The organism is Acuticoccus kandeliae (assembly GCF_003073115.1).
The window spans coordinates 152,635-175,280 of record NZ_QBBV01000004.1; the positions used below are offsets into that span (position 1 = coordinate 152,635).

Genomic DNA, 22,646 nt, shown 5'->3' on the forward strand with positions numbered 1-22,646 from the left:
ACCCGGATCACCGCCCCGCCATGGGCGAGGCCGTGCTATCAGGCAGGACCATGCCGCCGGCCCCATGCCGGCGGCCAAGAATGAGAACAGATGCGACCCGGGCGACGCTGGAACGCCTCCCGTCTTCGCAGGGGAGAATGCGCGTGGGCGCCACCGGCATCCTCGACAGCCGCTATTCCTGGGGCCGTCTCGTCCTCACGCTCGGCGTGGCGACGATCGGCAATGTGGGGATGTGGGCGGTCGTCATCGTCATCCCGTCGCTCCAGGCCGAGTTCGCGATCGACCGCGCCGGGGCCTCGCTCCCCTACACGGCGACGATGGTCGGCTTCGCGCTCGGCAACGTCCTCACCGGCCGCATCGTCGACCGGGTGGGGGTGTCGACCGCCGTCCTCCTCGCCGCGCTGATCCTCGGCGTCGGCTACGCGGCGACGGCGATGGCGGAGAACGTCACCCTCGTCATCGCCCTCCACGTCCTCATCGGGCTCGGCACCGGGGCCTGCTTCGGGCCGCTGATGGCGGACATCTCGCACTGGTTCTCGAAATGGCGCGGCACGGCGGTCGCGCTCGTGGCAAGCGGCAACTATATCGCCGGCGCCTTCTGGCCGATGGTGCTCGGCGGGATGCTCGAGACCGGAAGCTGGCGCGGCATCTACTGGACGCTCGCGATCATCATGGTCGTCGCCCTCGTGCCGCTGGCGCTGACGCTGCGGCGCCGCGTGCCCCAGGCGGCGATGGTCCAGTCGGAGGCGGAGCGGCGCTCGATCGACCTGCCCCTCGGGACGCTGAAATGGCTCCTCGCGCTCGCCGGGTTCGGCTGCTGCATGGCGATGGCGATGCCGCAGGTCCACATGGTCTCGCTCGCCGTCGATCTCGGCTGCGCGCCCGTCGTCGGGGCGCAGATCCTGGCGGTCATGCTCTTCGGCGGGGTGATCTCGCGCATCGTGTTCGGCGCGGTCGCCGACCGGCTCGGCGGGGTGAAGACGCTCCTCATCGGGGCGACGCTGCAATGCTTCGCGCTGTCGCTCTATTTGCCGTTCGACGGGATGGTCTCGGGGCTCTTCATCGTCAGCCTGATCTTCGGCCTGTCGCAGGGCGGGATCGTGCCGTCCTACGCCGTCATCGTGCGGGAATATTTCCCCGCCCGGCAGGCGGGCACGCTGATCGGCCTCGTCCTTATGGCGACGATCATCGGCATGGCCGTGGGCGGGTGGGTCTCCGGCTATATCCGCGACGTCACCGGCTCCTACGAGATGGCCTTCCTCAACGGCATCGCGTTCAACATCCTCAACATGGCGGTGATGGTGCTGATCCTCGGCAAGACGCGCACGCCCCGGCCGCGCCCGGCGATCGCCTGAGCCGCGACGACCGCCCGGCGGTTCCGGCACACGCGGAGGTCGCGTAGACTGCGGCGGACCGGCATCACATGCCGCCCGCCGCAGGAGCCGCCGATGTTCACCACCGACGCGACGCGACGGGACTTCACCACCGGCGACGGGGTCCGCCTCAGCTACCTGGAGGCGGGCGCGGGCCAGCCCCTCGTCATGGTGCCCGGCTGGTCGCAGACCGCGCTCCAATGGTCCGGCCAGATCGAGGCCTTCGCGCCGACCCACCGGGTGATCGCCGTCGACATGCGCGGCCACGGCGCGTCGGACAAGCCCGGCCATGGCTACAAGGTCTCCCGTCTCGCCCAGGACCTTCATGAGCTGATCTCCGGGCTCGGCCTCGGCGACGTCGCCCTGATGGGCCACTCGATGGGCTGCTCGGTGATCTGGGCCCTCATCGACCTCTACGGCACCGGCGGGCTCGACCGCCTCGTCTTCGTCGACCAGTCAGCCTTCCTCGCCGACACCCCCCTCCTCACGCCCGAGGAGAAGGCCGAGGCCGGCGCGATCTTTCCGCCCGACGCCCTCTTCGCCGCGATCGCCCGCCTCACCGGGGGCGACCCGGCCACGGCGACGGCCGAGTTCCTGCGCGCCCTCTTCTCGCCGGGCGTGCCGGCGGAGATGCTCGACGCGGTGGTGGCGCTCAACATCATGCTGCCGCGCCGCCACGCGGGGGCGTTGATCCTCAACCACGTTTTCAGCGACTGGCGCGACGTGATCCGCCGCATCGACCGCCCGTCCCTGTGCATCGGCGCGGAGGGCAGCTCGGTCCCGGTGAGCGCAATGCTGTGGCAGGCCGCGACCATCCCCGGCGCCCGCGCGGCGATCCTCTCCCGCGAGGAGGGCGGCAGCCACTTCATGTTCCTGGAGAATCCGGGGTGGTTCAACGGGGTGGTGGGGGCGTTCTTGCGGGAAGAAGAAGCCGGCCGCTAAACCGGCCGTCCTCGACCATCCCAAGCCTGCGGGCGCGCTCCCTCAAATCGGCCGTTCCATGAAATAGACGTGGGCCGGTGTTCCGGGCGGGGACGGGATTTCGGCGAAGCCCATCCGCTCGTAGAGGCGGCGGGCGGCGGTGAGGAAGCGGGCCGAGCTGAAGCGGCAGGTCCCGTAGCCGTCCGCGCGCATCGAGGCCAGCATCCCGGTGAGGAGCGCCTCGCCGACGCCGTGCCCCCGTCCCTCCTCCCTCACGAAGAGCCGCTTCACCTCCACAACGCCGGGCTCCATCTCCTGATACATCACGCAGCCGACCGTCCGCGCGCCGAAATCGGCGAGTAGGATCGCCCCCTTCGGCCGGGCATGGATCGCCGGGAGCGCCGCCAGCGTGCGGGCATACGCGACGGGCTCGAAGGTGGTGAGGATGGTGGCGCGCAGGTCCGGAAACGTCCTCAGCTGCCAGTCAAGCCACGCCCGGCAGAGGTCGCGCGCGGCTTCGAAGTCCCCCTCCGTCGCCGCCATCCGGACGGACACCGCATCCTCGCGCGCCATAGATCCTCGCCGCTCGGGCCGACCGCCTTCCCGCATCATCATCTCAGACCGGGACAGGCCGGTCAGCGTCCAATCCTCGGCCGCCCCCCGGTCCGAGGACTTGTCCCTGGCACCTCCAGATCGAGGCGAGGCCGCCTCCTTGCGCGAGGCGCGTTCCACAGACTGGCGTCAGGCTCAAGAGAAGCGAAATCGATTGTCATTAGAATCGTTCTATAAAACTTGCTAAGCCTCCTCCCGTGGGCCGGCTCGATTGCCGGTCGCCATATCGGAAAGGTCTTGGCATGGCGCATCGTCCCGCTGACGGGTTCACGCCCCTTCAGAAAATCCTCCACTGGGCCGTCGTTCTCCTCCTGATCGCGCAATATCTCGTCCTCGAAGACGGCATGGGTCCGGCCTTCCGGGAGACCGTCGAGACCGGCACCCCCGTCCTCACGACCTACCCGTTCGCGCATATGGTGGTCGGCATCGCGGTGCTCGTCTTCGCCCTCGCGCGGCTTGGCCTGCGCGCGGCGGTCGGCGCGCCGTTGCCGCCGGCCGAGGAGCCGCCGCTCGCGAAGATGACCTCGCACATCGTGCATTTCGGCCTCTATGCGCTGATCGTTCTCCTGCCGCTCGTCGGGCTCGGCGCCTATTTCATCCCCTCGCCCGTCCTCGGCGAGGCGCACGAGGTCGGCAGCAACCTCCTCCTCGCCTTCGCCGGCCTCCATGTGGTCGGCGTCGTCATCCATCAGTTCTGGTGGAAGACCGGCATCCTCGGCCGCATGACCTGACCCGGTCCGGCCCGGCGGGGCCGCAAGGCGCGTCCCAAATCGGGCGCATGGCTCGCCGCCGAAGTCAGCCCGACCCGATCGGCGAGCGCGCTAGACCAGGAAATCGTCGGCGTCGAGCGGGCGCGCATAGTCCGCGAGCACCATCACGTCCCCGCCCCCGAACTTCAGGATCGTGTCGCCCCCCGCCACATTGGCGCGGGCGAGGATGCGGCCGAGCGGGATGTCGATGCCGGTGAGGTCGATGCGGTCCCCCTCGCCGGGGTTGAAGTCGGCGACGATGTCGACGTCACCGCCGCGCTCGGCGACGAAGAGATCCGCGCCCGGCCCGCCGGTGAGCCGGTCACGGCCGACGCCGCCCGAGAGCGTGTCGTCGCCCGTCTCGCCGAAGAGCTTGTCGCGGCCCGCCCCGCCGATCAGCACGTCCGCGTCGTTGCCGCCCTTCAGGATGTCGTTTCCGCCGCCGCCGAGGAGGCGGTCGTCGCCGTGCCGCGCGAGAAAGACATCGTCCGCGCGCCCGCCGATCAGCGTGTCGTCGCCGATGCCGGAATCGACCTGGGTCGCGGTCCCGATCCTGTGCGCATCGTAGAGATTGTCGCCTTTCTGGAGATCGACCTCACCGAGCGCGCCGAAATTGTGCACGACATCGTCGCCATGCCCGGTGTTCAGCCGCTCGATCGCGCCATCGTCGTAGATCACCACGGTGTCAGCCCCGTCGCCCATCGAGACGCGCTCCACCGTACCGTAGAGCTTGGCGGTGTCGTCGGTCTCGCCGAACGTGAGGGTGCCGTCGAACGTCGCGCCGGGGGCGTTGATGAAGGTGTCGTTTCCGGACGAACCAGCGAACCTCACGTCGCCATAGATCCGGCCGTGATTGACGACCGTTTCCGCGCTTCCCCCAAGATAGAGGGCGACGCCGTTGAAGTAGGTGTAGGTCCCGAAGAAATTGTCGAACGTCCACGGGCCGTAGAGCGAACCGCGATTGACGATGAGACCGTCGAGATCACCGCTGGTGCTGACCGCGGTGGTGGCGCGGGACGAACCCAAGTCGAAATTAGGGTCCTCGTAGGTTTCGCTCGTGCCGTCGATGTCGCCGGTATTTCGGATCACGTAGCGACCATCGCCTTGGATCAGGATCCCGACATCGCCCACGATCCAACCGGCGTTGTTGATGACCACGTCGGACGTGTCGGCGGGCCGGATTCCGGGCCCGACGCCCTCCGTCCAGATCCGCCCTCCCTCCAGAATGTCGATGTGGGAATCGGTCAGCGTCTCTTCGACGGTCGTCGTGATTTCGGTGGCCATGGGAGGGGACTCGACTGGAACGCGGAGGGCGTGCGGCCACCCTAGCAGCCGCCAACTCCAGTGGTCAGCCCCGCCGGACGCCCGCCGCGAGGATGCGGCGGGCGGGGTCGTTCAGCGGCCTCCACTGACGGCGCGGCGCGCATCGGTTGCCGGAGGCAGATCCTCGGCCTGACCGGGCGGCTCCGGCGGCGCGCCGTCCGCCGGCCCCGCCGCCCCGGCACCATCCGGCGCGACGAGGCGCGGCTTTGCCGGGCCACCGGTGCCCGAGGCGCGGAGATCGCGCCGCACCTCGTCGAGGCCGGCCTGACGCTCGGCCTCCTTCAGCACGTCGTTGAAGGCCGTCTGGAAGTCGCGCGTCGTGCGGCGGACCTGGCCGAGCGTGCGCGCGACAGTCCGCAGGAGGGACGGGATCTCCTTCGGCCCCACGACGAGGAGCGCGACCACAACGATGACGAAGAGCTCCGTCCCCGACACGTTGAACATCGGCGCGGCTCAGGCCGAGGCGCGCGGGCTCGTCGCGGCGTCCGTGGCCTCCAGCGCGGCCGGGGCGTGCGCGATGGCGCGCGGCTCGTGCGCGTGCGCCTCCTCCTCCTCGGCGAGGCCCTTCTTGAAGCTCTTCACCCCCTTCGCGACGTCCCCCATGATCTCGGAGATCTTGCCGCGGCCGAAGAGGATCATGATCACGACGAGCACGATCACCCAGTGCCCGATCGAAAAGCTACCCATTGTCGTCTCCAGAAAATGCGCCGGGTTCTCCCCAAGGCGCGTGCGTTGGTGCGCCGGCGGGGCCATTCCCGCCGGCGGTCGTCAGTGCGTTCGGCCGGGCGGCGGGCCGAGGATCGTGAGGAGCCGCGCGGCGAGGGAGGCGTCGACCGCCTCGCACTCCGAGACGAGGAGGACGCGCCACCCCGCCCGCTCCAGCGCGGCACGCCCTTCCGGAGCGGCCCCGCCAGCCCCCGCCCGCGCGCCGGAACAGCGGCGGCAGACGGAGCAGCCCGGCACCTCGGCGCATCCGCGCACGAGGATGACGCTGCGCCGTCCGGGCAGGACGATGTCCGGCACGCCCGGAAGGTCGCGGGCGCGCGTGCGGAAGCGATAGCCGGCGGCGTGGAGGAGGAGGCGGACCCGACGGACCGCCTCCCCGCGCCCCGATGTGACGGGCACCATCGCCTCCCGTCAGGCCGCGACGGCGGGTTCGGCCGCCGCGGCGGGAGCGCGCTCGGCCGCGCGCTTGCGCCGCCAGTCGCCGAGGAAGAGCAGGATCGGCGCCGCGATGAACACCGAGGACGAGGCGGCGACGAGGATGCCGAACACCATCGGCACCGCGAAGCTCTCCACCGCGCTGCCGCCCCAGATCGCCATCGGCAGTATGGCGAGGAAGGCGGTGACGGAGGTGTAGAGGCTGCGCGCGAGCGTCTCGTTGATCGACAGGTCGATGAGATCGCGCAGCGGCATCGCCTTGTAGCGCCGCATGTTCTCGCGCATCCGGTCGTAGACGACGACCTTGTCGTTCACCGAATAGCCGATCAGCGTCAGCAGCGCGGCGATCGCGGTGAGGTTGAAGTCGAGCCCGGTGAGGGCGAAGAAGCCCACCGTCTTCGTGACGTCGAGCACCAGCGTCACGATCGCGCCGACGGCGAAGGGCCACTCGAAGCGGACCCAGATGTAGACGAGCATCGCAAGGCTCGCGAGGACGACGGCGAGGACGCCCGCGATCGCGAGCTCGCCCGACACCTTGGGGCCGACCACCTCGGTCCGCGCGACGCTCGCGGAGGGGTCGACCTCCTCGATCGCGGCGTGGATGCGGGCCGTCGCGGCGGTCTGCGCCTCCTCCCCGCCCGGCTGCCGCTCCACGCGGACGAGCATGTGGCTCGCATCGCCAAACTCCTGGAGCGCGACGTCGCCGAGGCCGAGCCCGTCTAGCGTCTGTCGGAAGGCGGCGAGGTCGGCGGGCCCGTCGGTCACCACCTCCATCTGGATGCCGCCGCGGAAGTCGACGCCATAGTTGAGGCCGGGCGAGATGAAGAGGCCGATCGAGGCGAGCGAGAGCACCGCCGACAGGCCGATGCCGAAGAAACGCGCCCGCATGAAGCGGATGCGCGTGCCGTCCGGCACGAGGCGGACCGGCAGGAGCGGCTTGATGTCGAGCCGCTTCAGCTTCAGGCGCCGCACGATGGCCACCATCGCGACGCGCACGATGGAGACGGCGGTGAACATCGAGATCGCGATGCCGAGCCCCATCGTCACCGCGAAGCCGCGCACGGGGCCGGTGCCGAACCAGAAGAGGAGCACGGTCGCGATCAGCGCCGTCACGTTGCTGTCGACGATGGTGGCATAGGCGCGGCTGAAGCCGGCATCGAGGGCCGCGAGCGCGCTCCGTCCCTTCCTCGTCTCCTCCCGGATGCGCTCGTTGATGAGGACGTTGGCGTCGACCGCGAGGCCGATGCCGAGCACGATGCCCGCGATCCCCGGCAGGGTGAGCGTCGCGCCAAGGAGGGTGAGCCCGGCGAAGGTGAGCGCCACATTGAGGCCGAGGGCGAGGTTCGCCAGAAGCCCCCACGGACCGTAGAGCAGCACCATGAAGCCGACGACGAGGGCGAAGCCGATGAGCCCCGTCATCACCCCCATCCGGATCGCGTCGGAGCCGAGATCGGCGCCGACGGTGCGCTCCTCGATCACCGTGAGCTTTGCCGGCAGCGCGCCCGCGCGCAGGAGGGCGGCGAGGTCGGTCGCGCTCTCCACCGTGAAGCTGCCCGAGATCTGGCCCGAGCCGCCGGTGATCGGCTCGCGGATGACCGGCGCCGACAGGACCTCCCCGTCGAGCACGATCGCGAAGGGGTGGCCGACATTGGTGCGCGTGATGTCGGCGAAGCGGTTCGAGCCGGCGGTGTCGAAGCGGAAGGTGACGATCGGCTCGTTGGTGCGCTGGTCGAACCCGGCGCGCGTGTCGCGCAGCCGGTCGCCGGCGAGTTCGACCCGGTCGACGACAGGATAAGTCACGCCCTCCGCGTCATCGAGGAGGCTGACCCCGGCCGGCAGCGCGGTCCCCGGCAGGGTGTTCGCGAGGAGGTGGAAGGAGAGCTTCGCGGTGGAGCCCAGCAACTCGCGGATGCGGGCGGGGTCCTGCACGCCCGGAAGCTGGACGAGGATCCGGTCCGGCCCGACGCGCTGGATGGTGGGCTCGGCGACGCCCACCTGGTCGATCCGCTGGCGGATGATCTCCATGCTCTGCTCGGCGGCGGCGCTGGTGCGCTCGGCGATGCCGGTCTCGGTCGGCGTCAGGCTGATCGTCGCGCCCTCCCCGCCGAAGGTGAGGTCGTCGGCGCCGGAGAGGCCGATCGTGCCGACGAGATCGGCGAGGGCGGCGAGCGCTGCGGTGCGCTGTCCGGCCTCGGCGAGGCGGACGGAGACGCCCTCGCCCGAAATCTGGATCGACGCGCCGCGAAGGCCGGCGCCGCGCAAGGCCGCGCGCGCGTCCTCCGACAGCGTCTCGAGGCGCTCCTTCACGAGCGCGTCGTGGTCGACCTCGAGGACGAGGTGGGAGCCGCCGCGCAGGTCAAGCCCGAGCGCGACCTTGGTCTGCGGCACCCAGGATGGCAGGCGGTCGAGGGTGGATTGGGGGATGATGTTCGGCAGTGCGATGAGCACGCCGAGGGCCACGATGACCACGTAGGTGGCCACGAGCCAGGGAGACGTTCGCATAGAATGTGTCCGTGCATGCACCGCCGCCGACCGCTCGAAACGAGCGGGGGCTGCGGCGCGCCATGATCAGAAGGCGGCGAAGATCAGGCTGTGACGGACGGAGGGGCGCGCGACTGTCGCGGCTCGCGGCGCGAAAGGGCGCGGGCGGGCGGCGCGCGGGGGGCATTGGCCTTGACGGCGCGGCGGACGGGCGGCGGCAGCTCGCCCGAGACGGGCTTCAGCCCCGCGGGGCCGGCAAGGAGGGGGACGCGCGGGTCGGCGCGTTCGGAGGCGACGGTGGCGCGCGCGTCGCCGCGATTGACGAAGAGGTAGCGGGTTTCGCTCTGGGCCTGCGCGGTCGCGGCGCCGTGCTCGCTTGCAAGGCGGGGCATCGGCGCGTTGAGCGCGACGCCGAGATAGAGGAGGACGAGCCCCAGCAGAGCCGCCGCCGCACGCACGCGCGACCGGCCGGCGAAGGGCCGGCGTTCGTGCGGTCCGCAGCGGACGATGTCCTCGCTCATGCCCGATCGGGTATCAGTTGCGGGTCGGCCTGTCATGTCCGGCGTCGGGATGGGAGACAAGGCGTCCCGCGTGCTCCATGTCGCGCCGCACGGCGGGCTCACTCGGCCGGGCGGACATCCCCAAGATGTCGGGATGGCGCGGGGGCGTTCAATGGCGTGCGGCAAATTATTCGGCGCACCCGGCATTTCCAGGCGCGTGGCGCCGCTCTTCGGCGCCTCGGGGGAATTTTTTCGCCAACCCATCTTGCTCCGGCGGCGCGACGCACCAAGTCCAAGTCAGCGGACCGGGCCCCTCTGGCGAGGCAGACCTCGCGATGTCGGATCGCATCGAGATTCCTCGATGTCATGCCTGGACTCGTGATCCCACCGATGACTCGAGCCTCGCCGCAATTGTGAGGTCCGCCCCGTGGATATTTTTTCAAGCCTCTTTCTCGGCCACGCGGTCTGGATGTGGCTCGCCTTCGTCTCCCTCGTCATTTCGCTTCTGGCGCTCGATCTCGGTGTCCTCAACCGCAAGGACCATGTGATCGGCGTCGCCGAGAGCCTCCGATTCTCCGCCTTCTACATCTCGCTCGGCGTCCTCTTCGCCGCCTTCGTCTGGTGGCAGATGGACGGCGACGCGGCGGCCCAATATCTCACCGCCTTCGTGGTGGAGAAGACGCTCGCGCTCGACAACATCTTCGTCATCGCGCTGATCTTCGGCTTCTTCATGGTGCCGGCGGCCTACCAGCACCGGGTGCTCTTCTGGGGCATCCTCGGCGTCATCGTGCTGCGCGGCGTGATGATCGGCCTCGGCGCGACGCTGGTGGAGCAATATCACTGGGTGCTCTACGTCTTCGCCGCCTTCCTGATCTTCACCGGTATCCGGATGCTGAAGCCGCACGAGGAGGCGCCGGACCTTTCCACCAACCCGGTGGTGCGCTTCCTGAAGCGCCACCTCCACGTCACCGACGAGATCCACGGCCACGCCTTCATCGTGAAGCGGCCCGAAGCCCGCACCGGCCGCATCGTGCGCCACGCGACGCCGCTCCTCCTCGCCCTCATCGTCATCGAGATCGCCGACATCGTGTTCGCGGTCGATTCGGTGCCGGCGGTCTTCACGATCACCACCGACCCCTACATCGTCTACACCTCGAACATCTTCGCGATCCTCGGGCTTCGGGCGCTCTATTTCGCGCTCGCCGCGATCCTGCGCCGCTTCGCCTATCTGAAATATGCGCTCTCGGTGCTCCTGGTGTTCATCGGCTCCAAGATCTTCATCGCCGACCTGATGGGGTGGGAGAAGTTCCCGCCTGTCTGGTCGCTCGGCATCACCTTCGCGATCCTCGGCGCCGGCATCGTCTACTCGCTCGCCCGCACGAGCGAGGCGCCCCGCGCCCACCGCGAGCCGGCCCGCGAGGACAAGCGGGCCGGCCCCGATCACGCCCGCCAAGTCTTCTAAGAGGCTCCCTTGCTTTTCGAGATCGCCATCGTCCTCGCGCTCACCCTGTTGAACGGCCTCCTCGCCATGTCGGAGCTCGCGATCGTCTCGTCCCGTCCGGCGCGCCTCCAGGTGATGGCCGACCAGGGGAGCCGCGGGGCGGCCAAGGCGCTGCATCTGTCTCAGGATCCGGGGCGCTTCCTCTCCTCGGTCCAGATCGGGATCACCCTCGTCGGCGTGCTCTCGGGCGCCTTCTCCGGCGCGACGCTCGGCACCCGCCTCGCGGTGCAGCTCGCAGAATGGGGGGTGCCGGCCTCGCTCGCCCAGTCGCTCGGCGTCGGCGGGGTGGTGGTGGTGATCACCTATCTGTCGCTCATCATCGGCGAGCTCGTGCCGAAGCAGATCGCGCTGCGCGCGCCGGAGGCGGTCGCGGCTCGCGTCGCCCCGCTGATGCAGGCGATCGCGACCGGCGCCGCGCCCCTCGTCTGGCTCCTCGACAAGTCGGGCAAGCTCGTCCTCGCCCTCCTCGGCCAGTCGGGCGACAAGGAGCCGGACATGAGCGACGAGGAAGTGCGCCACGTCCTCACCGAGGCGCGCCGGGCGGGCGTCATGAAGCACGCCGAGACGCAGATGATCGCGGGGGTGATGCGCGTCGCCGACCGCACCGCGCGCAGCCTCATGACGCCGCGCCATGACGTGGTGGTGCTCGACCTTGCCGATCCGCCCGAGGCGCTGGTGGACAAGGTGCGCGAGAGCCGCCACTCCCGCCTTCCGGTGCGCGACGGGACGGCGGAGGACATTGTCGGCGTCCTCTCCGCGCACGACCTGCTGGAACCGGGCGGGCCGCCGTCGGACCTGCGTGCCCACCTCCTCCCCGCCCCGGTCGTGCGCGACGGGATGCCGGCGCTCGACCTCATCGAGCGGCTGCGCACCTCGCCCGCCCACATGGTCCTCGTCTATGACGAGTATGGCGTGTTCGAAGGCATCGTGACGCCGATGAACATCCTGGAGGCGATCACCGGCGACTTCATCGACATTCACGACGACGAGGAGAAACTCGTCACGCGCGCCGACGGCTCGCTGCTCGTCGCGGGCGCGATGGCGGTGGACGAGTTCGCCGACCATCTCGGCACCACGCTCGACGCGGACCGCTCCTACGCGACGGTCGCCGGCCTCGTCCTCGACGAGCTCGGCCGCTTCCCCCATGTCGGCGACGAGCTCACCTGGAAGAACTGGCGCATCGAGGTCATCGACCTCGACGGCCGGCGGATCGACAAGCTGCTGGTGACGCGGGTCGCGGGGCAGTGACGGGACCGTCCGGGTCGGGCCCGCGATATACGAGCCGACTTCAACTCAGGCGACGGACCGTTTCGGGCAAAAGACGTCCGGGCTTCTTTTAAGGCGCGTTCTATGCGCGCGTCGTGCGTCCCTGCGGTCAGTTTTTTTGAGACTGCGCCATGGCGGCGGGGCGAGCCCCTCCTCGTTCCCCGCCTCTGACAACGCGACACCGTCGTCATGGATGATCTCGGTACCACGCGGGCACCGACGAAGGGCGGGCTCGTGAACCCGCCCAACGCTCACCGTATATTAGACAAAGATGTTGTTGGCTTCGAAGATCGGCCCGGCGCCATCGAAGTTCGTATCGTTTCCGGCAAACAAGCTCGCGTACACGCTCACTTCGCTCGACGTGGAGCCCTGCTCAATCGCATCGTCCTCTTGATCCAGGAATTCAGAGCGCCAGATCAGGCCATCGACATTTGCGGTCAATTCATCCAGATCGATACCGTCCCCGTTTCCGTCGAAGACCGAATTCCTCACGACAAAGCTTCCGCCGTCCACGCCGGCACCCTCGCCGAAAGAAATGCCGTCTTCTCCATTCCCACCGAAATAGCTTCGTGCAACTAGCAGGTAAAAATCGTCACCGCCATCATCTACACCAATATAACTAATACCAGTGCCGTCTATACTAGTGCTTTCAAATGATGATCCATAGATTCTAACGTCGGATCCAATGGATTCGTCGACAGTTACGCCATAAGGCATATTCTCGAACGTCGAGTTCCAGATGATGACGCTGGAGCCATCACCGTCCAACTCAATGCCATCGCTGTCATCAAGGTCCGGGTTGCCCACAAAAGTCGAACCCGTGATCTTCAGGTGAACATTTTCACCATTTGAATCAATACCATCGACGTCGTCGAAAGCGCCTTCAGTTAGATTGACGACCGACCTTCTGATGGTCAGGTCAGTATCGTCACCATCGACTTTGATGGCATCGTCGTCGCGCACCTTCAGACTAAGATTTACCAACGAGACACTGTTGTCTTCGCTCTGAATCCACACTGCATGCGGCATGGGATCAATAAGGATCAGATCTTTGATCACGACCCTTAGATCGTCTTCCCCGGAGATATTGAAGATGTTGTGCTCGCGAGCACCGTCGATCGTGATGCCGTTATCGCCGACAATACGCACCGAGCTCTCGATCGCAGGAAGATCGGACGACAGCACGATCGGCGTTCCGGCGAGCGAAGCATCGAACTTGATCAGATCAGATCCGGGCGTTGCGTTGGATGCTTCGATAGCTTCACGCAACGAGAATAATCCGTCATCATCAGTCGTGTCAGCGGATGTATCGACGACGAAAATAGCCATAATTCTGCCTCGTTTGACTTGCGCCTACGGAACTAGCGCTGGCTATTTACTGGCACACTATCCCAATTTGACACAAGTCAAATTTGAAAATACGTGAATTCTAGACTGAGATGCTTTGGATTTACGATGCCACCGAAGGCTTTTGTGCGGAGCACAATGGGTGTCGCCTAGTCCTTCACCCCGCGGCGATCCCCATGACACCAACGCCGCACGAGCCCCACCGTTCCAGACGTTGGAACCAAGCGGCGAAGTGGAGGCCCGAGCGACTTAAGGGGGCGAGATCGCCTGAATGACCTCGGATTGCGACGTCGAGAACGCGACATCCGTCGAGGCTTGCTGAACGAGGACGCCGAACGAGTCGGCGCCTCGAACTGCGCTACCGGCAGGCAGGATATTTGTACCGGTCGGCTTCAGTGACATCGACCGGGCAGGTCTGCGCCTCGTTCACGACCAGCTCGGTGATGTGGCGTCCGGCGGGACCGAAATTGCACTGGAAGGTGACGACCGGGTTCGTCTCCGCGTCGCCATTCACGGCATGGGTGCCATCCGTGCGCTGGCCCTCATATTTCACGTTTACAATGCCTGCATCAACGTGAAGACGGTGCGCCGCATGCTCGCGGCACTTATCGATCATGTAATCCGGGTCCGCATTCGCCGCGGCTGCCGACGAAACCTGAGACACTGAAAGCAACCCAAGTGAAAGAACCATCGCCGAAGCTTTGATCAAACCACGCATCGTGTGTCTTACGCTCCCTTATCCCGCAAAGTGCGGCCGCTTCTACCGAAGATCGCCCACCAAGGTTGACTGTGAATATCAACCGCCTGGCACGAACTTCTGGAATCGCTTTAAGGAGACGTAGGCCGACGGATCCGTTTGGGTCTATCCAATTTCCGAAGGTGCGAAGAAATTTTCGCCTCGCCTCGGCACGAGGTCGACACATTTCGATACAATGATCATCCGCAGAGAAAGCGCGAGAGACGCCCGTCCTGGGCCGCGACATCCGGGCCGATCGCCCTATTTTCCGATCTTCTGCAAGAACGCGACACCAAGACATGGGCCACTTCAATCGCATCCTGATGATCGAAGCAGGCCATCGGCCGCATCGGCAGAGCAGGCTGTTCACCGTCCCGAGCGACGTCACACCTTTGAGGAATTCTAAAGCGCAGATTGACGTCGGCCGCTTCTTCGTCGGGACGATCGCGGTTGGCCAGGTCCTCTCCTCCGGACACGACACAGCCGTGACCGAGCCGATGGGCTCCACGCTCATCGTGCCACGCCGCGGCCGCATCTTGTCGGGCGAACAGAACGGCGCGACTCACACGGCGGGCACCGGTGAGGCACTCCTCTTCTCGGCGAACCGTCGACAGACCCGCGTCGAGCCCGCCGACACGGGGCGCTTCATCGGCGTCCCCATCGTCATCCCGACGTCTGAATTGCTCGAGACAGCCGACCGCCTCGCGACCCGCACTCGCGACCTCGCAGGCCTCGAGACATTCGCATTGAGCCTTTCCGGCTCGCGCTCGCCTCACGCCGAGAACCTCATATCCATCGCCAACGCACTCTATGAGCGCGTCTCGGTGGGCGACCCTCGCCTCTTACGGCGAGATGCTCAGGCCTCCTGGGCGACGCTTCTGATGGACGCGATGATTGCGTCCCTCGATGCGGTGGGGGTGGTGCGGCTCCCCCCCGCAACCGATCGCGGAGCCGCCCGGAGGCACGTCCGCAACGCGCTCGACTATATGCACGGCGCATATGCCGACATCGCAACCATCGCCGATGTGGCGCTCGCCTGCGGCACTAGCACGCGCACGCTGGAAGCCTCGTTTCGTGACGTCTGGACGCAAACGCCGCATCAGGTGCTGACGGAGATTCGGTTTCAGAAGGCCCGCCGCCTTCTGGTCGACATGGCCGAGATCGGCACGGTCACCGACGCGGCCTACCGTGTTGGCTTCTCCCATCTCGGCCGCTTCTCCGCAGAGTATCGGCGGCGCTACGATGAGAGCCCTTCCCGCACGATTGGCCGCACCAGGATCGGCTGATCCGCGGCGCTTAGAGCGCCTTACCCGCCGAAGATGATGGCGTCGACGATCTCGTAGGTCTCGTCTCCGACCGTGACGATGCTGATGTCCTCTTCGCGCACGACGGAGAACGCGCCGCCGTCCGCCTCGGACGCATCGGCGCCGACCGCCTCACCATCCTCGAAGAAGATCACGCGCATGGCCCCGTTCGGCTGCGTGATGTGGACGTCGCCGTCGCCGTTCTTCGCGCCGCGCGTCACGCCGAAGGCGCAGTCCTGCTCAGTGGAGCCGCCGACGGTGCACTTCACGGTGCCGGTCGCGTGGTATTCGGTTCCGGGCACCAGCGCGTCGCCCTCTCTCGCCGCGGGCGCCGCCGGGGAGCTCGCGGCGCCGTCGACGACCGCGATCTTCAGCCGGAAGGGGACGGTGCGGCCCTCGTCGCGGTCGCCGCCCATGAGATAGGTGCGGATGATCCAGTCGCCGCCCTCGTCGAGCGTCTCCTCGAACGCATCCCCGTCACGGCTGCCGATGAAGACGGCGGCGCCGTCGACGCCCGGCGGCAGGATGTTGAAGTAGCCGACGCCGGCCGCGTCCATCGAGACCGCGAGCACCTGCCCCGCCTTCGCGTTCACGACATAGTCGATGCCGCCATGGCCGGAGATCTTGCCCTCGATCGACGTGCCCGTGGTGCCGGCGTCGAACGCGACGCGCTGGCGGCTCGTCCCCTCCGCCCCTTGCGCGCTCGGCGCCTGCGCCTGCACGGCGGGTGCTGTGGCCTGAGGCGCGGGCGCGGTCGTCCTATGCGCTGGTGCCGTCGCCTGGGGCGCGGCGGTCCGGGCAGCCGGCGCGGCCGCCTGCTGGTGGCGCACGGGCGGCGCGGCGCCTTCGGCGAGATAGGCCCCGGCGACCCATGCCTCCCCCGCGGCGGCGCCCCCCGCCCTGTCGGCGACGAGGCACCAGCGATCGGGCCCCACCATACGGCAGCCCCGATTGGCGAGCGTCGCGTCCGGCCCAACCCGGTGGATGATCGCCGAATCGACGGACGGCCGGGCGTGCAGGTTGAGATGATGGCCGGCCTGCACGCCGACGACGTGCCACACGTCGGGCCCACCGGCGAGCCCGTCGGCGAAGTCGTTCGTGATCACACCCTGCGCGACCGGCCCAGGAGCCGGGCCGCCCGCGGCGAGCTCCAGCCCTTCGACCGCATGGGCGAGGTTCGCCTCCATCCCGCCGTCCGGCGCAAGTATGAGGGTGGTGTTCGGACCGCGCATCAGCACGCGCTGCGGATCGGCCCCGCCGACGCGAACCTCGTGACTGGTGAACGCGCCCGCGAGCACGCCGGGCGGATGGGCGCGCGTCGCGTCGAGCACGCGCCACGCCATCCCGCCGCGGCCGGTGTGGCCGTGCCTGTCGTTGACGAACTCCTGGACGGACACCCTGTAAAGCTCGGCACCGCCGTCAAGTTTAGTATATCGACAATCGAGAGACGAAACCGGCAGATAAAATGCTTCGTGCCCATCGGCCGTGCATTGCAGCGTCCCCGCGTGGTACATCTCAGCCGCGATGGCCGATGAACCCAACAACACGGCGCCGACCGCCGCCCCCATGATGGATCGGATCACAGGACGCCCTCCATTGCTTGAACATTATTGTCGTTCGATGTCTTGGTATCTCTGAGAATGATCATAGGGGCGGCAATAGAGCCAAGCAAATCGATTGCACCCGCCAAGTGGGCCGGGCGACGCAACCCGATCAGCCGAAAGCGCGGCACCGATGCGCGCGAACTGGCCTGCCGCCGAAGCAGGCAAGCGCCGGGGGCTCGAAAATATCCTGGTGATGGGGCGCGCCGGAGGGTCGGGCGATGGCTGGGGCGGCTGGACCCGACCGCAGATGAAAAATCGCCACGGCTTAGGCGGATTTCTTGCGCCTGCTATGAAAACTGCTAATGAATCCTGCTAACGAAAATGGGCTAACTGGATTCCCAGCCATGGCGAACGACGGGCTTTTGACCAGGCGCGGCAGCGACAAGCTCTATGTGATTGCTGCCGTGCCGACCGACCTTGTCCCCGTCCTGAAGCGCTCTCAGATCTGGCGTTCCACCAAGACGGCCGACCGCGCCGAAGCTCGGCGGCGGGCCATCATCATTCGCGCCGAGATCGAAGGGGAGTTCGCCCGCGCCCGCATGACCAAGGATGCGAGGCGGCACGTCCGGCAGATCTCGGACGAGCACCTAGAAGGACTGGCACGGGAGCTGTTCGACTACACGCTGGCTGAAGACGACAAGATGCGGCGCTATTCGACGGAAACCGGCAATGCCGATCTCACCGCCGGAGTGCGACCGTCCTACCTCGCCGCGATGCAAAGCGACCTATCGAAGGGACACTTCCATCACATCAGCTGGTGGGTCGAGCACGTCGCGACGCGCGACGCGCTCGCAATCGTAAAGGACAGCGAGGACTACCGGTATCTCGCTTACCTCTGCCAGCGAGCGCAGATTGACGCCGTCAAGATCTTGATCGCGAGGGACAACGGCAACTTTACGCTGTCTGCGATGGACCCCATGGTTCTGCGCAAGCCGGAACCGCCGGCAAAATCGCGGATGTCCGCGTTGTTCGAGACCTACGCCGAGACCAACCCCGGCGGCGTGAAGCCGGACAAGATCAACACCGACCGTTACGCGATTGGACTGTTCGTAGAGTATGCCGGCGATCTCGATCCAGCGGCAGTCACGAGGGATCACATTCGTGAGTGGCGCAAACTGCTCGTGTGCTACCCCGTCCGGGCCGCTCAGATGTCTAGTTTCAAGGACATGCCGATTCGGGCCGTCATTGAGGCGAATGGCACGCTCAGGAAGCCCGTTCTCTCGCGCCGCACTGTGAACAAGCAGCTGTCCGCGGTCTCGGTATTTCTCGACTGGTGCATCGCCGAGGGCTTTCGGGACAGCTCCAACCCATGCACGGGGCTTCCGCGCTTGAAGGAGAACATGCGGAAGGTGCGGAGCTTCGACGCCGCCGAATTAGTCGCCTTGTTCGCCGACCCGTGGTTTGCCGCCGAGCGCGGCCATCGCTTCTGGTTACCGATCCTGTCGCTCTACAGCGGCGCGCGGCTAGGAGAACTCGCTCAATTGAACACGATAGACGTGCGAGCATTCCACGGTCACATTTGTTTCCACTTCACAGATCTCGGAGATGGCGAAAAGTCACTTAAGAACGCGAATTCGGCAAGAATCGTCCCCGTTCATCGCGCGCTGATCGATATCGGTTTTATAGACTACGTAGGAAGGCAAAAGGCTGGTCGCGTCTTTCCAGACGTTGCTCGAAATCAGCGAGGTCAATGGGCAGCTGATGTCTCTCGTGACTTTGGACGCCTGCTCAGGCGACTTGGGCTCAAGGGTCAGGACGAAGCGCCCAAATTGGACTTTCACAGCCTGCGTCACACATTCGCGGATGGGATGCGGACTGCAGGATACGCAGACAACGAGTTCGACGTCCTCCTTGGCCACAAGGCGAGCATGACAGGGCGATATGGGAACGACAAAGCTCATGTTGTCGAAAGGAAGGCGGCAATGATCGAGGCTCTAACATATGACTTCGATCTTCTCTCAATCTTCAAAGTCGAAGCTACGGTCCCACGGTAGGACGGCTTCGCCTCCTGCCGGGGACACCAGTTTTGAAAAGATCGATAAAAACAACGTATTACATCTGATACCGTAGCGGATTTCGTAGCAAACTTCGTAGCGGTTCTGGCGATACCCCTGAAACTCATTGGGGCCAAAGTCCTAGAAGATCTGCGGGTGTCGCGCGGTCATCGTTCCAGTTTTGGGCTCCACATTTTTGGGGGCCCCACAATCCCGCGTGGAAAGGGCATTTGGTCCAACTGAGTGATCGCCGGCCGCCGCTTCAATGGTCGTCCTCGTCGCCTCAGCCCTCGCCATACCCCATCTTGCTCCCTACGGTTCGCATTGGATCAAACCGTTTTGGTTGGTCCTGGAGTGAGCTAGGAGGCCAGTTTCATGGCACGCGTAAAAGGGACCTTCGATGCGCCCTTGTTCTTCAATGAGGATGTCATCGTCCCAAAGGACCAGATCCTTTCTATCGAGAGTGACCGATTTGCCGAGTTATATAGCCTTGTAGTCGGCGAGGAAGAGACCTCCGAACGCCATAAATTCATCGTCGGCGGAACCGTTGATCTCAATGATTCCTACTACGGGATTAGTGTGTTTGGTGATGTTTTTATAAAAGTTACAAAGTTCGGTCGCATCGACATGAACAATGACTTCATCGGGATGTCCGTCAGTTCCATCGAGGGCGCTACACTTCGGAATGATGGATACGTCACCGGTTCCATCGAGCTCGGCGACGGCAAATATGTCGGCTCCGGCCACATCGAAGGCGATCTCTATATGGGGCGTGGCGATGATCTCACCGTGTTGATGGTCAACGATAAGTCCCTGGCCCGCGATCCCGAGGACGTCTTCATGGATTACTCCGTGGCCACTGGGGACGAAGACTGGGTAACCGTCGCGACAAGGCTCGCCGCCCCTCTGGGACGAAGTGAACCGTGAGCGTCGCTTTGCATTAAAACAGAACACACAATTGCCACGATCCGATAACCTTGTTAGCCTCAGTTTGGTGGCTTCACCGGGTGAGCAAGATCACACCAGTATAACTTAGGAATTTTGAATAATGGCGGATTACGTTCGTAAGGGTCGCTGGTTTGTATTTGGTCGTGACAGCGATAACATCGGAGGAACGGCTCGCGGTGACTGGATAAACGCGGGCGGTGGCGACGACACGGTCTACGGTCGCGAAGGTAATGATCGGCTAAAACTTGGAAACGGATATGACAAGGCATTCGGGGACGAAGATGACGACATTTTAGATGGAGGGAAAGGGAATGACACACTTTATGGTGACGATGGTGGCGAATTTAGCCGATATGGACGTGATACTTTAAGTGGAGGTCCAGGACACGACCACCTTGACGGAGATCTAAACAACGATGTTCTCGATGGTGGGCCGGGAGATGACTATATCTACGGAAACGGGGGAGAGGACCGGATTTCGGATCCGTCAGGTGACAATATCTTGTATGGCGGCTCCGGAAACGACAACATACTTGGCGGTGTCGGCGCTGATCTAATCGCAGCAGGCCTTGCGGACGACTTCCGTACAGAGAATCGAGACACTCTCGCTGGCGGCGATGGAAATGATACAATCTGGGGTGACAATGGGGACGACATCATCAATGGGGGGAACGGCAACGACATTGTTTATGTGGGCCGCGGTGACGACAAAATAACACTTGGATCAGGGAACGACACTGTCGCTGGTACCGATTACCCCGGAAATTCTTTCTATGCCGGTGGAAACGGAAGAAATATTGTCAATGCCGGTGCGGGCAATGACGTCATTACTACTGTATCCGGAAACCTAAAAGGTGGCAGTGGTAATGATACGATCATTGGCCACGGTGACTTCGCTGACAAGTTGTTGGGTGGAAAGGGGGCCGATCTATTGTATTTCGGCCGCAACGATGAGGACACTCTTATCGGAGGCGGCGGCAAAGATACGTTCCAATACAACAATGGAGACGGCACACGTTATAAAACCGAAGTTGACGTGATCCAAGATTTTTCTCATCCTCAAGATACCATTTCGTTTGATGGTACTAAAATTGAAGGATTTGATCGACTTAATTTTGAGAGAGGTCCAGGAGGTACATATATTCTTGACTACTATGACCGCTACCTGGTTCTCGTTAAAGGCGTCGGGCTCGCCGATATTCATGAAGGTATGTTTGATTTTTGAAAATCACTTCTTAACAATCAAACGCAACAAGCAACCGAATATAGACGCGGGGCCTGGCTATTGCCAGCCCCGCTTACAACGGCCTCATTCTGATTGCGAAGTGCTCCATTGGTACCGAGGCCCCATTCCCTTTCTCGACGGCTCAGTCCCGATCCGCCGGCCAAATGCACGCAGCACTTGGCTGACCGACGCCGAGCTCGATGCCGTAGTCGCCTTTCTCCGCACTCGAAGGTGACGACATCCCTGTCTGTAGTGCGGCGATCACGCCGCTCGTCCTCGTGTTCTATGCGCTCTGCACCAACGCGACTAAATACGGTGGGTTGGGTCAGTAGAGCGGCAGCCCCTCAGTTGCTGTCCGCACGGACAATTGCTCATCCGATGGGTGGAAACCGCCGATTTCGTTGTGACGAAGAGCGATGTGTCCAGCGGCTTTGTCACCGGATGTGCGAGTGGGCGATCAGACAGTCGCTAGGCGGCACCTTCGGGCGGGTGGTCGCTACAAGCGGCTCGACAGCGTTGCTCAACCTGGATTTGGCGAAAGCCACCGGTGGCGCATTGAAGCAAAAACAAGAACGACCCTAGAACGGACAAACTGGCGACGAGATAGGCGGCGTCACCTCTCGACTGAGCCCCGTCGAAGCTTGAGACGAACCTGGAGTGCCCGCGTGCCGGAGATTTCGGGTGCAATCCGGGCGAGCGGCCAAATCGGAGTAGAAGATGGATTTTGCGGGTGCAGCGGGTCGGGGGGGCGCAGCCGGCGGATCAGGCGCATCATTGTGATGCCCTTCCTCACCGATTGAGTGACGCGAACCTGCGGCACACTGACGGGCGAATTGAAGTCCGGCATGGTGTTCATGCCAAACAACCTACGGAATCTACCCCTTAACCAACGATTTCAGCCTCTCGGAGGCGTTTCGCAATCTTTGCGACGGTAGCTCGGGAGCATCGGGCGCCGTCCTGGATTTCCGTCCAGCTCATGCCTTTCTTGAGCATCTTCGCGATCGACGCGTTTCGGTTGGCATCCTCTGGCCGACCTTTGTAGCGGCCCTCCGACTTCGCCTTCGCTTGGCCCTGCGCCTGTCGCCGACGCCGGTCTTCGTAGTCCTTCCGCGCCACAGCTGCCAAGACATCGAACATCATGCTGTTGACCGCGGCAAAAATTCGGCCCGTGAAGTCATCTGCACGGAGGCTGAGCTGCGTCCAGCTCGTCGGAAGGTCAAGAGCAACCACCCGGAGCTGCCGAGCATCGATCTCTGTTCGAAGCTTCTGCCAATCGTCCGTCGTCAAACGCGAAAGGCGATCGACTTGTTCTACTAATAGAACATCGCCAGGGCGCGCGTCACTGAGGAGGCGGAACAGCTCAGGACGGGCTAGGGTCGCTCCAGATGCGCTCTCGACATACCAGGCGACGATGTCGACCTCATGCTCGGCGGCGAATGCGATGAGATCGGCTCGCGCCCGTTCGGCATTCTGATCTTCGGTCGATGCTCTGAGGTATCCCCTTACCGACATGTGCCACCTGGTTCATTTTGGATGGTAAGGAAATAGTCGGTCTGGTTTGGATGGTCAAGTATCTATATTGAGGATGGCCAGGGCCTGGT

20 protein-coding genes are annotated in these 22,646 nt (G+C 64.8%); 9 read left to right on the plus strand and 11 right to left on the minus strand.

Annotated elements, in window-relative coordinates; all coding sequences use genetic code 11:
• Positions 1–143: 143 nt before the first annotated feature.
• Together DBV35_RS24025 and DBV35_RS24030 are read left to right on the plus strand one after the other, a co-directional pair.
• Entirely contained in the window at positions 144–1,355 is a 1,212-nt protein-coding gene (locus DBV35_RS24025) for an MFS transporter (protein ID WP_108663447.1), read from the plus strand.
• 93 nt (positions 1,356–1,448) lie between these two features.
• Positions 1,449–2,315 (plus strand): alpha/beta fold hydrolase, encoded by an 867-nt coding sequence (locus tag DBV35_RS24030; protein WP_108662936.1) that lies wholly within the window; start codon positions 1,449–1,451, stop codon positions 2,313–2,315.
• A gap of 42 nt (positions 2,316–2,357) precedes the next feature.
• Here the strand turns inward: DBV35_RS24030 and DBV35_RS24035 are convergent, their stop codons facing one another.
• Positions 2,358–2,867: a GNAT family N-acetyltransferase gene (locus tag DBV35_RS24035; RefSeq protein ID WP_157961945.1), complete on the minus strand. Its 510-nt coding sequence runs from the start codon at positions 2,865–2,867 to the stop codon at positions 2,358–2,360.
• Between the two features lie 281 nt (positions 2,868–3,148).
• Here DBV35_RS24035 and DBV35_RS24040 point away from each other — a divergent pair, with 281 nt between their 5' ends.
• A complete protein-coding gene (locus tag DBV35_RS24040; RefSeq protein ID WP_108662938.1) occupies positions 3,149–3,637 on the plus strand; it encodes a cytochrome b in 489 nt (162 codons plus the stop codon).
• A gap of 90 nt (positions 3,638–3,727) precedes the next feature.
• Here the strand turns inward: DBV35_RS24040 and DBV35_RS24045 are convergent, their stop codons facing one another.
• The 6 genes from DBV35_RS24045 to DBV35_RS24070 all read right to left on the minus strand — a co-directional run bounded on the left by DBV35_RS24045 (position 3,728) and on the right by DBV35_RS24070 (position 9,141).
• Positions 3,728–4,939 (minus strand): calcium-binding protein, encoded by a 1,212-nt coding sequence (locus DBV35_RS24045; protein WP_108662939.1) that lies wholly within the window; start codon positions 4,937–4,939, stop codon positions 3,728–3,730.
• 111 nt (positions 4,940–5,050) lie between these two features.
• Positions 5,051–5,422, minus strand: a complete 372-nt coding sequence (gene tatB / locus DBV35_RS24050) for a Sec-independent protein translocase protein TatB (protein ID WP_108662940.1) — start codon at positions 5,420–5,422, stop codon at positions 5,051–5,053.
• A gap of 9 nt (positions 5,423–5,431) precedes the next feature.
• Positions 5,432–5,665 (minus strand): twin-arginine translocase TatA/TatE family subunit, encoded by a 234-nt coding sequence (locus DBV35_RS24055; protein WP_108662941.1) that lies wholly within the window; start codon positions 5,663–5,665, stop codon positions 5,432–5,434.
• Positions 5,666–5,746: 81 nt separating this feature from the next.
• Positions 5,747–6,103, minus strand: a complete 357-nt coding sequence (locus DBV35_RS24060; RefSeq protein ID WP_245944070.1) for a very short patch repair endonuclease — start codon at positions 6,101–6,103, stop codon at positions 5,747–5,749.
• Positions 6,104–6,115: 12 nt separating this feature from the next.
• Entirely contained in the window at positions 6,116–8,641 is a 2,526-nt protein-coding gene (gene secD, locus DBV35_RS24065; protein ID WP_108662943.1) for a protein translocase subunit SecD, read from the minus strand.
• An 83-nt stretch (positions 8,642–8,724) separates the two neighbouring features.
• Positions 8,725–9,141: a hypothetical protein gene (locus DBV35_RS24070; protein WP_108662944.1), complete on the minus strand. Its 417-nt coding sequence runs from the start codon at positions 9,139–9,141 to the stop codon at positions 8,725–8,727.
• A 406-nt stretch (positions 9,142–9,547) separates the two neighbouring features.
• Between DBV35_RS24070 and DBV35_RS24075 the strand changes: the two genes are divergently transcribed.
• Positions 9,548–10,582: a TerC family protein gene (locus tag DBV35_RS24075; RefSeq protein WP_108662945.1), complete on the plus strand. Its 1,035-nt coding sequence runs from the start codon at positions 9,548–9,550 to the stop codon at positions 10,580–10,582.
• A 9-nt stretch (positions 10,583–10,591) separates the two neighbouring features.
• Positions 10,592–11,869, plus strand: coding sequence for a hemolysin family protein (locus DBV35_RS24080; protein ID WP_108662946.1), 1,278 nt, complete (start codon positions 10,592–10,594; stop codon positions 11,867–11,869).
• Positions 11,870–12,148: 279 nt separating this feature from the next.
• Here DBV35_RS24080 and DBV35_RS24085 read toward each other — a convergent pair whose 3' ends face one another.
• On the minus strand, positions 12,149–13,216 hold the full coding sequence (locus DBV35_RS24085) for a right-handed parallel beta-helix repeat-containing protein (RefSeq protein WP_108662947.1): 1,068 nt from the start codon (positions 13,214–13,216) through the stop codon (positions 12,149–12,151).
• A 376-nt stretch (positions 13,217–13,592) separates the two neighbouring features.
• Complete coding sequence (locus tag DBV35_RS30365) at positions 13,593–13,952, minus strand: hypothetical protein (protein ID WP_157961946.1); 360 nt, start codon at positions 13,950–13,952, stop codon at positions 13,593–13,595.
• Between the two features lie 317 nt (positions 13,953–14,269).
• On the opposite strand from DBV35_RS30365, the gene DBV35_RS24095 reads away from it, so the two are divergent.
• Complete coding sequence (locus DBV35_RS24095; protein WP_108662949.1) at positions 14,270–15,256, plus strand: helix-turn-helix transcriptional regulator; 987 nt, start codon at positions 14,270–14,272, stop codon at positions 15,254–15,256.
• Positions 15,257–15,276: 20 nt separating this feature from the next.
• Here the strand turns inward: DBV35_RS24095 and DBV35_RS24100 are convergent, their stop codons facing one another.
• Entirely contained in the window at positions 15,277–16,842 is a 1,566-nt protein-coding gene (locus DBV35_RS24100; protein WP_108662950.1) for a DUF992 domain-containing protein, read from the minus strand.
• A gap of 380 nt (positions 16,843–17,222) precedes the next feature.
• Between DBV35_RS24100 and DBV35_RS24105 the strand changes: the two genes are divergently transcribed.
• The 3 genes from DBV35_RS24105 (at position 17,223) to DBV35_RS24115 (ending at position 21,045) form a co-directional block, all read left to right on the plus strand.
• Complete coding sequence (locus DBV35_RS24105) at positions 17,223–18,872, plus strand: site-specific integrase (protein ID WP_157961948.1); 1,650 nt, start codon at positions 17,223–17,225, stop codon at positions 18,870–18,872.
• A 375-nt stretch (positions 18,873–19,247) separates the two neighbouring features.
• Positions 19,248–19,799 carry a hypothetical protein gene (locus DBV35_RS24110; RefSeq protein ID WP_108662952.1) on the plus strand — a complete coding sequence of 184 codons (552 nt, stop codon included), beginning with the start codon at positions 19,248–19,250 and terminating at the stop codon, positions 19,797–19,799.
• Positions 19,800–19,920: 121 nt separating this feature from the next.
• Entirely contained in the window at positions 19,921–21,045 is a 1,125-nt protein-coding gene (locus DBV35_RS24115) for a calcium-binding protein (RefSeq protein ID WP_108662953.1), read from the plus strand.
• 882 nt (positions 21,046–21,927) lie between these two features.
• Here the strand turns inward: DBV35_RS24115 and DBV35_RS24120 are convergent.
• Positions 21,928–22,557, minus strand: a complete 630-nt coding sequence (locus tag DBV35_RS24120) for a recombinase family protein (protein WP_108662954.1) — start codon at positions 22,555–22,557, stop codon at positions 21,928–21,930.
• Positions 22,558–22,646 lie beyond the last annotated feature (89 nt).

Bases quoted from the DNA above. Each gene is read 5' to 3' on its own strand.
- DBV35_RS24030 (WP_108662936.1), top strand. From the start codon at position 1,449: ATGTTCACCACCGACGCGACGCGACGGGACTTCACCACCGGCGACGGG.
- DBV35_RS24035 (WP_157961945.1), bottom strand. From the start codon at position 2,867: ATGGCGCGCGAGGATGCGGTGTCCGTCCGGATGGCGGCGACGGAGGGG.
- DBV35_RS24040 (WP_108662938.1), top strand. From the start codon at position 3,149: ATGGCGCATCGTCCCGCTGACGGGTTCACGCCCCTTCAGAAAATCCTC.
- DBV35_RS24045 (WP_108662939.1), bottom strand. From the start codon at position 4,939: ATGGCCACCGAAATCACGACGACCGTCGAAGAGACGCTGACCGATTCC.
- tatB (WP_108662940.1), bottom strand. From the start codon at position 5,422: ATGTTCAACGTGTCGGGGACGGAGCTCTTCGTCATCGTTGTGGTCGCG.
- DBV35_RS24055 (WP_108662941.1), bottom strand. From the start codon at position 5,665: ATGGGTAGCTTTTCGATCGGGCACTGGGTGATCGTGCTCGTCGTGATC.
- secD (WP_108662943.1), bottom strand. From the start codon at position 8,641: ATGCGAACGTCTCCCTGGCTCGTGGCCACCTACGTGGTCATCGTGGCC.
- DBV35_RS24070 (WP_108662944.1), bottom strand. From the start codon at position 9,141: ATGAGCGAGGACATCGTCCGCTGCGGACCGCACGAACGCCGGCCCTTC.
- DBV35_RS24085 (WP_108662947.1), bottom strand. From the start codon at position 13,216: ATGGCTATTTTCGTCGTCGATACATCCGCTGACACGACTGATGATGAC.
- DBV35_RS30365 (WP_157961946.1), bottom strand. From the start codon at position 13,952: ATGCGTGGTTTGATCAAAGCTTCGGCGATGGTTCTTTCACTTGGGTTG.
- DBV35_RS24095 (WP_108662949.1), top strand. From the start codon at position 14,270: ATGGGCCACTTCAATCGCATCCTGATGATCGAAGCAGGCCATCGGCCG.
- DBV35_RS24100 (WP_108662950.1), bottom strand. From the start codon at position 16,842: ATGGGGGCGGCGGTCGGCGCCGTGTTGTTGGGTTCATCGGCCATCGCG.
- DBV35_RS24105 (WP_157961948.1), top strand. From the start codon at position 17,223: ATGGCGAACGACGGGCTTTTGACCAGGCGCGGCAGCGACAAGCTCTAT.
- DBV35_RS24110 (WP_108662952.1), top strand. From the start codon at position 19,248: ATGGCACGCGTAAAAGGGACCTTCGATGCGCCCTTGTTCTTCAATGAG.
- DBV35_RS24115 (WP_108662953.1), top strand. From the start codon at position 19,921: ATGGCGGATTACGTTCGTAAGGGTCGCTGGTTTGTATTTGGTCGTGAC.
- DBV35_RS24120 (WP_108662954.1), bottom strand. From the start codon at position 22,557: ATGTCGGTAAGGGGATACCTCAGAGCATCGACCGAAGATCAGAATGCC.